Annotated in this window: 3 protein-coding genes and 4 pseudogenes; 4 read left to right on the top strand and 3 right to left on the bottom strand. The window is 61.0% G+C overall.

Annotated elements, in window-relative coordinates:
• Positions 1-154: 154 nt before the first annotated feature.
• A pseudogene (gene istA / locus X728_RS137615) lies at positions 155-847 on the top strand (IS21 family transposase); the annotation flags it as partial.
• Between the two features lie 29 nt (positions 848-876).
• Here the strand turns inward: istA (X728_RS137615) and X728_RS1000000169770 are convergent.
• Positions 877-996, bottom strand: a pseudogene (locus X728_RS1000000169770) (transposase); the annotation flags it as partial.
• A 247-nt stretch (positions 997-1,243) separates the two neighbouring features.
• Between X728_RS1000000169770 and X728_RS00725 the strand changes: the two are divergent.
• The 3 genes and pseudogenes from X728_RS00725 (at position 1,244) to istB (ending at position 5,316) form a co-directional block, all read left to right on the top strand.
• Positions 1,244-2,582 (top strand): annotated as a pseudogene (locus X728_RS00725) (IS1380 family transposase).
• 495 nt (positions 2,583-3,077) lie between these two features.
• Positions 3,078-4,646, top strand: coding sequence for an IS21 family transposase (gene istA / locus X728_RS137620; protein ID WP_031196179.1), 1,569 nt, complete (start codon positions 3,078-3,080; stop codon positions 4,644-4,646).
• On the top strand, positions 4,579-5,316 hold the full coding sequence (istB, locus tag X728_RS137625) for an IS21-like element helper ATPase IstB (RefSeq protein WP_031196177.1): 738 nt from the start codon (positions 4,579-4,581) through the stop codon (positions 5,314-5,316). The genes istA (X728_RS137620) and istB overlap by 68 nt, the downstream gene beginning before the upstream one ends.
• A 167-nt stretch (positions 5,317-5,483) precedes the next feature.
• On the opposite strand, the pseudogene X728_RS1000000170700 reads toward istB, so the two are convergent.
• Both X728_RS1000000170700 and X728_RS137635 read right to left on the bottom strand, forming a co-directional pair.
• Positions 5,484-5,588, bottom strand: a pseudogene (locus X728_RS1000000170700) (IS481 family transposase); the annotation flags it as partial.
• A 1,120-nt stretch (positions 5,589-6,708) separates the two neighbouring features.
• Positions 6,709-7,866, bottom strand: a complete 1,158-nt coding sequence (locus tag X728_RS137635; protein ID WP_023833192.1) for an acyl-CoA dehydrogenase family protein — start codon at positions 7,864-7,866, stop codon at positions 6,709-6,711.
• Between the last annotated feature and the right edge of the window lie 29 nt (positions 7,867-7,895).

The following is a 7,895-nucleotide window of genomic DNA, read 5'->3' as shown; positions in this document are numbered from 1 at the left end:
TGAGCACGGATTTCACGGGATCATGAGCAACGATTTCAGACGATCGTGAGCAGCGATTTCAGCGGATCGTGAGCACCTTTTCGGAGGTGCGGGGCGCTTCGGCCCGACAACTCAGCCAGTCTACAGGATGCCTCGTTCAAAACGAGGAAGCCTGATGCCAACCCAGAGATTGTCGATGCGCCGGATCAGAGAAGTTTTACGTTTAAGGCATGTCCAGGGCCTGACCGAGCGCGCCATCGCGCACACGCTTGGGGTGAGCAATGGCGTCGTGCATGGTTATCTGCGGCGCGCCCGTCTTGCCGGGCTGAGTTGGCCGCTGCCGGAAGGGATGGATGACGAAGGCCTCGAGCTGCTGCTCTTCCCGGCGCCGAAGGCGGCGTCGCAAAGCCCCAGCCGGCCGGTGCCCGATTGGGCCTATGTGGAGAAGCAGTTGCGCCGCCGCGGCGTAACGCGGGTGCTGCTGTGGGAGGAGTATCGCGCCGCCAATCCCGACGGCTTTGGCTATACCTGGTTTTGCACGACTTTCGAGGCCTGGAAAGAGCGCGCGCGCCCGACGATGCGCCAGACACACCTGGGCGGCGAGAAGGTGTTTGTCGATTTCGCCGGCGACACCATCGACCTCTTCGATCCCGTCACCGGCGAAGCGCACCCCATGAAGCTGTTCGTCGCAGCGATGGGCGCCTCGAACTACACCTACGCCGAGGCGTGCCCGAGCGAGAGCCTGCCTGACTGGATCGGCGTGCACACGAACCTCTTCACCTTTCTGGGCGGCGTGCCGAAGTTCGTGGTCTGCGACAATCTCAAGGCCGCCGTCACCAACCCCGATCGCTACGACCCCGGTCTCAGCTTGCGCAGGAACTCCGTCCAGATCGGTTAGGATTCCGAGGTGCCGATCGCCATGCCGAGCACCTCGCGCCGGCCGTCACTGTTGACGCCGACGGCGATGATGACGGGGACCGAGACGATGCGCCCGCCGCGGCGCACCTTGAGGTAGGTGGGTGGAGTAGGCGATGTGCGCCTTGCCGCCTTTCGACGACAGGTTTCACATCGCCTCTCGCCGAACCGGACGTGCGTCTTTCGTTACGCATCCGGCTCTCCAGAAGACATGGCAAAGTCAGGCGTTCCCATCCATGCTAGCCTGAAAAATTCACGGTGGGTTGGCGGATGTGGTTCAACCCGTTGAAATGACGTAGGATTTGGTTGCTAAGGCCGATCCGAATCATTTCCGGAGACCACACCCGCCATGAATGATCTTACGCTGCCGCTGAGCGGCTTGTCATCTGTCGGCGGCAAGTCCGTCGTCGCCCGTTTCGACGGCGGCATGCTGTCGTCGGACAGTGGCGTTCTGGCTCTAGCAGAGGTGGAGAAACGACTGCGGGTGGCCGACCGTCTGGCGCGCTGCATCGATGATCCACGCAGCCCGGACCAGGTCATCCACAACTTTGCAGATATGATCGGCTTCCGCATGAAGATGATCGCCGCCGGTTACGAGGATGGCAACGACGCCAACCGGCTGCGTTCCGACCCGGTCTTCAAGATGGCCCAGGATGCGCCCCCTTCGGGTCGGGATCTGGCGTCGCAATCGACGATGTGTCGGCTGGAGAACCTACCCGATGTGCGCTCGCTGCTCGCCATGGGCCGGACGATGGTCGACCTCTACTACGCCTCCTTCCGGCAGATTCCGAAGCGGATCGTGCTCGACATCGACGACACGTTTGACGCCGTGCACGGCAACCAGCAGCTCCGCCTCTTCAATGCCCATCACGACGAGTACGGCTTCCAGCCGATCGTTGTGTTCGATGGCGACGGCCGGTTCGTGGCTGCTGTCCTGCGACCGGCCAAGCGGCCAAGTGGGGCTGAGATCCGCGCTCACCTGCGCCGCCTGGTGCGGGCGATCCGGAGCAACTGGCCGAACATCCGGATCCTGATCCGGGCCGACGGTCACTATTGCAGCCCGCAGATCATCGACTGGTGCCGTGCCAACGATGTCGACTTCATCCTCGGCGTACCGCCCACCACGACCCTGCGCAAGCATGTCGCGGACCTGGAAGCCCGCACGACGGCGCGCTTTGAAGCGTCACCGAAGACGAACAAGGTCCGCAGGTTCAAGGAGTTCCTGGATGGGGCCGCCAGCTGGAGCCGCGTCGAGCGCATCATAGCGCGGGTCGAGGTCGGCGCCCAAGGTGCTGACACCCGCTTCATCGTCACCAACCTCGCCGGTGGAAAGGCCAAGGCGCTCTACGAGGATGTCTACTGCCGGCGCGGAGCGGCCGAGAACCACATAGTCCTGGAAGACGCATCTCGCCGCCGACCGAACGTCCTGCACAAGAGCGACGGCCAACCAGTTCCGGCTGTTCCTGCATGCCGGCGCCTACTGGCTCATGTGGGGCCTGCGCGCTGCGATGCCGAAACGCTCCAGCTTTGCCGTCGCGCAATTCGACACGCTGCGTTTGCGCCTCATCAAGATCGCTGCGCGGGTGGTCGAGATGAAGACGCAAATCCGCCTGCACCTGCCGACATCCTGCCCCGACCAACGCATCCTGCGCATCGTCCTCGATCGCATTCCGCGGCTCGCGACATAACCATGGGGCGCAGACGCCCCGAAACGAACCCGCCGACCGCAACCTGCAAACCCCACCTGCCATCACGACGGATCACCGCCGGCGCCTGACGAGGTTCGCGGAAAAGCGCCCAACAGCGGCCACATCGCCGCTTCAGGCCGCCAAAACCTCATCGCCGTGCATCAAGGCGGCTAGGCGGTGCCGGCCAACGGGTGTCCAGCCAAGTAAGTGTTGCTCAACAGGGCCGTCACGCCAGAGCCGTCTTGTGGGGCAGCGACTGCTGGGCTGTTTGGAGCCCCACAGTTCACGCACCCCTGCTTTAGGGCGTTTCTTACGCAGCCAGCAGTACAGACGCAGACCAATATACCAGTCAAGGTTGACGGATACACGGCCTGCTCCTGTGATTTTTCATGGAATGAGGACCCCGTTTGAGGGGTGATTTGCGTCCAAACGGGACCCCTTAACGGTGAGGTCTTCAAAGTGCCTCCGGTTTGATCGGAGGCATTTGTGTTTTGGATGTTAGTTGTGGAGACAATTGCAAAGATACGCCGGCTGTCGCTCGTTCAGGGGAAGTCTATCAAGGCGATCTGCCGGGAACTGGGGATCTCTCGGAAGGTGGTGCGCAAGATTCTGCGTTCGAGCGAGACGGAGTTCCGCTACGAGCGCAAGCATCAACCCTATCCCCGGATGGGCGCCTGGCGCGAGGAACTGGATCGCCTGTTGTCGGTGAATGCGGCCAAGTCTCAACGGGAGCGTCTGACGCTGATCCGGATCTACGAGGAGCTTCGCGGCCTCGGCTATGACGGCAGCTACAGTTCGGTGTGGCGGCATGCACAGAATTGGGAGGCGGATCGCGGCAGCGCTGCGGCCGAGGCCTACATTCCGCTGAGTTTTGCGCCGGGTGAAGCCTACCAGTTCGACTGGAGCCACGAGATCGTCCTGCTGGGCGGCGTGACTGTCACGGTGAAGGTCGCGCATATGCGCCTTTGTCACAGCCGCATGTTCTTCGTGAGGGCTTATCCGCGCGAGACGCAGGAGATGGTGTTCGACGCGCATGACCGGGCGTTCGCCTTCTTCAAGGGAACCTGCACGCGCGGCATCTACGACAACATGAAGACGGCGGTGGACGCGGTCTTCATCGGCAGGGATCGACGCTACAATCGACGCTTCTTGCAAATGAGGGGACACTACCTTGTCGAGCCGGAGGCCTGCACGCCGGCGGCAGGCTGGGAGAAGGGTCAGGTCGAGAACCAGGTTGGGCTGGTGCGCGAGCGCTTCTTCACGCCGAGGCTGCGCTTCAAGACGCTGGAGGACCTGAACGGCTGGCTGACCGACAAATGCGTCGCCTATGCAAAGGCGCACCGGCATCCCGAGCAGGGCGAGCGCACGGTGTGGGAGGTGTTCGAGGAAGAACGCGCCAGCTTCATCCCCTATGCCGGGCGCTTTGACGGCTTCCATTGCATTCCCGCGTCAGTGTCGAAGACCTGCACGGTGCGCTTCGACAACAACAAATACTCCGTCCTGTCGAGTGCCGTCGGCCGACCGGTCGAGATCCATGCTTATGCCGATCGGATCGTCATCCGCCAGGATGGTGCGGTGGTCGGCGAACATGCCCGCTGCTTCGGTCGCAACGAGGTGATCTATGATCCCTGGCACTATGTGCCCGTGCTGGCCCGCAAGCCCGGCGGACTGCGCAACGGCGCGCCGTTCCGCGGCTGGGTTCTGCCATCGGCCATGGAGAAAGTGCGCCGCAAGCTCAAGGCCGCCGATGACGGCGATCGGCAGATGGTGTCGATCCTCACTTGCATGCTGAGCGACGGATTGAACGCGGTCGAGGCGGCCTGTCAGGAAGCCCTCGATCATGGCGTCTCATCGGCGGCGGTGATCCTCAACATCCTGGCCCGCAGCCGCGATCCAGAGCCGGGCACGATCCTTTCCATTCCCCAGGCGCTGAAGCTGGCTCACGAGCCGATCGCCGACTGCGCCCGCTATGACAGTCTCAGGAGAACGAACAGCCATGGAACGCACCGAGGTTCTGGAACTGATGGGAGCGCTGAAGCTCTTCGGAATGCGCGCGGCCTATGACGAGATCATGGGCGTCGCCATCAAGCGGCAGCACCAGCCGCCGAGGATCGTCGGCGATCTGCTGCAGGCCGAGATATCGGAGAAGCAGGCGCGCTCCATCAAATACCAGCTCACCGTTGCCAAGCTGCCGCTGGCCAAGGACATTGACGACTTCGACTTCACCGGCACACCGGTCAACGAGAGCCTGATCCGCGACCTCGCTGGCGGCGTCTTCGTTGCCGATCAGCGCAACGTGGTCCTGGTCGGCGGTACAGGCACCGGCAAGTCGCATCTGGCCATCGCCATTGCCCGGGCGCTGATCCGCAATGGTGCGCGCGGTCGCTTCTTCGACGTCGTCGATCTGGTCAACAGGCTCGAGACCGAGACCCGTGCCGGCCGACAGGGACGCATCGCCGATCACCTGACCAGGCTGGACTTCGTCGTGCTCGACGAACTCGGCTATCTCCCCTTTGCCCAGGCCGGCGGGCAGTTGCTGTTCCATCTGATTTCGAGGCTCTACGAGCGCACCTCGATCATCGTCACCACTAATCTCGCCTTCGGCGAATGGCCGAGCGTCTTCGCTGGCGACGCCAAGATGACGACCGCGCTGCTCGATCGCCTTACGCATCATTGCGAGATCGTTGAGACCGGAAACGAATCTTGGCGCTTCAAGAGCCGGTCTCAAAGCTAAAGCCGAAAAGCCAATCAGCCGCGCCCGATCAGGCTGCGCAACCCCGACCAGCTTCGCCTGATCGGCCGCTCATCGGCGTGCCCTTCGCCACCCAACCGGGGTCCCTTTTGCGCGAAAATGCGGGGTCCCGATTCCACGGTCATTGACACTCCTTGTCCAGCTTGGCCTTTTTCCAGTGCCGCCAATTGGCTCTCGGTGAGCACGATACCGTCTTGGGCGACCTTCGCCTCCAGCGCCTTCAGCCGCTTCTTCATCGTCTCCAGATCGTNGCGCTGCGAACCCTGACCACTCCGCGCCCGGCCTCGGCTCAAGCTTCAGCCTAGGACACCGTCTGTCAGATAAAGTTTAAACTTTTACAAAATAGCGCAGGAAGGCGCGCACCACCCCGCAATCGCCTTGCTGCTGTCGGCGGAGCCATCGAGAGCATGTCGCTCGACATAACCGATGACGATCTCCGGGGTGAGCGCTGCAAACCCATCTGCCCCAGCCGGACAGACCTCCTGTAGAAATCGGCGTGACAGCAGCTTGTGGCTTTCCACCGTCGAGGCAGCGAGCCCTGTCTCTTTGGTGAGGTAAGCCGCGAACACATCAACAATCTGCCTCGTGCTCCGTGCGCTCAATCGGAAGGGCGGCTGGTATTAAGCCTTCTTCCCGCAATGCGGAAAGCAAGCGCCGGAGCGCCGATCGGTCGCCCGAGTCGAGGCTCCAGTGTTTGGAACGGTGCTCAAGAACCGGTCGACGTGAACTTCGCTTAAATCCTGCGGATCGTGCCCGTTGCCAACATGCCAGTCCATCAGCTCGCGAAACAGGCTTAGTGATCGCCAGATGCACTGCCGAGCAAAGCCTTGTCCGACAATCTCGCCGCGTAAACTCTTGAAAACGCGCGATAGGGGCCGTGAATCAGCTTCCGATAAAGCGAGCTGCGTTGCAGACACCGCACAGTCGCGGGCCATGAGACGGGGAACCACGCTGACCTATCTTCACGCATATCTTGAACTGAAAGAATTCGCACTCGCCAAGCTGAAGCCGTAGAACGCGTCAAGGCCGAACGATTTCGACCAAACGACCGGCTTGGAATTCCTTACCGCCGTTTGAGGGTGAGAACTGCGCCGAGTGTCAACGACCAATTCGGCGGTCTATGCCGACCGCCGAACTTGGCGAGCGCCTGGCTCACGCACCCTCGAGCGCATCGCGCGGGGTTGGCCGATCAATCGAGTCGACGAGTTCTTGCCGTGGGACTTCGGGGCTGCACGGCCTCAGCTATTTACGCCGTCCATCTAGTGCGCCTGATGCAGGCCCCGTGTCGATTTCCTGCGCCGAAAAGAGTTTGCCTCTGACGTTGCCATGTTTCCTCTCGATTTAACCGCTTCACTCGCGCCATGCCACTTGGGCTCAGTTCATGGCCTCGCTCCTTAGCCCTCCAAGTGCCGCCAGTCGCCTCAGGTGATGATCTGCATCACCAAAAAGCGTGTCGATCATCACGACGCGCTTGAAGTAGTGACCTATGCTATATTCCATCGTCATTCCGATGCCGCCATGAAGTTGGATTGACTGATGGCCTATGGCTTTGGATGACCGACCGATCTGAACCTTTGCCGCCGAAACTGCGCGCTCGCGCTCAATCGTGTTGTCTTCGCCCACTATCATTGCGGCGTACAGGGTCATCGATCGAGATTGCTCCAACTCCACAAGCATGTCGACAGCACGATGCTGCAGCACCTGAAAGCTGCCGATCTTCGTTCCGAACTGTTCACGCGTCTTGAGGTAACCGAGAGTGATAGCCTGCATTTTTGTGAAGCAGCCAACGGCTTCTGCACAGAGTGCAGTGACAGCCTCATCAGCCACCCTCGAGATAACTGGGAACGCCCCTTCTGGGTCGCCAATCAAATTACTCTCATCAACGCGTACATTCTTCAGTGCAATTTCCACCCCGCGCAGACCATCCTGTGTCAGGAAGGGGCGGCGAGTGAGGCCCGGCGCATGAACGTCAACGAGGAAGAGCCCGATCCCATTCTTCTCGCGAGTGCCTCCGGCTGTCCGGGCCGAGACTATTATCTTATCGGCCACGTCGCCGTGAAGGACGAGAGTCTTGACCCCGCTTAGAGCCCAAAAGGTACCTTGCTTCTTTGCTTGTGTCTCAACGTGGAAAAGATCATAGCGCGACTGTGGCTCGGCATATGCAAAGGCTAGTTTGGCTCTACCGTTCACAATCAGGGGGATTAGCTCTGTTTTTTGTGCTTCATTCCCACCACGGCGAAGCAAACCACCGGCAAGGACTACCGTTGCGAGATAAGGCTCTAAGATCAAGCTCTTGCCGAAAGCCTCCATCACGATCATTGTTTCGATCGGACCGCCGCTGAAGCCGCCATATTCCTCCGAAAACGGCAACGCCAGGAGACCGAGCTCAGCATAGCGTTCCCACATCGCCTCGCTGAAGCAGGGGTCCTCACCTCCGTACTTGCGGCGATCGCCGAAGCCATAACTGTCGAGCATAAGTCGCTCGACGCTTTCCGTTAGGAGCCGTTGCTCTTCCGATAGATCGAACTTCACTGCAAATATCTCCCGAAATTTACGCGCTG

Source organism: Mesorhizobium sp. L103C119B0, from assembly GCF_000502235.1.
In the GTDB taxonomy this organism is placed as follows: Bacteria; Pseudomonadota; Alphaproteobacteria; order Rhizobiales; family Rhizobiaceae; genus Mesorhizobium.
This window is presented reverse-complemented; position numbering and strand designations above follow the sequence as displayed.

Bases quoted from the DNA above. Each gene is read 5' to 3' on its own strand.
- istB (WP_031196177.1), top strand. From the start codon at position 4,579: ATGGAACGCACCGAGGTTCTGGAACTGATGGGAGCGCTGAAGCTCTTC.
- istA (WP_031196179.1), top strand. From the start codon at position 3,078: ATGTTAGTTGTGGAGACAATTGCAAAGATACGCCGGCTGTCGCTCGTT.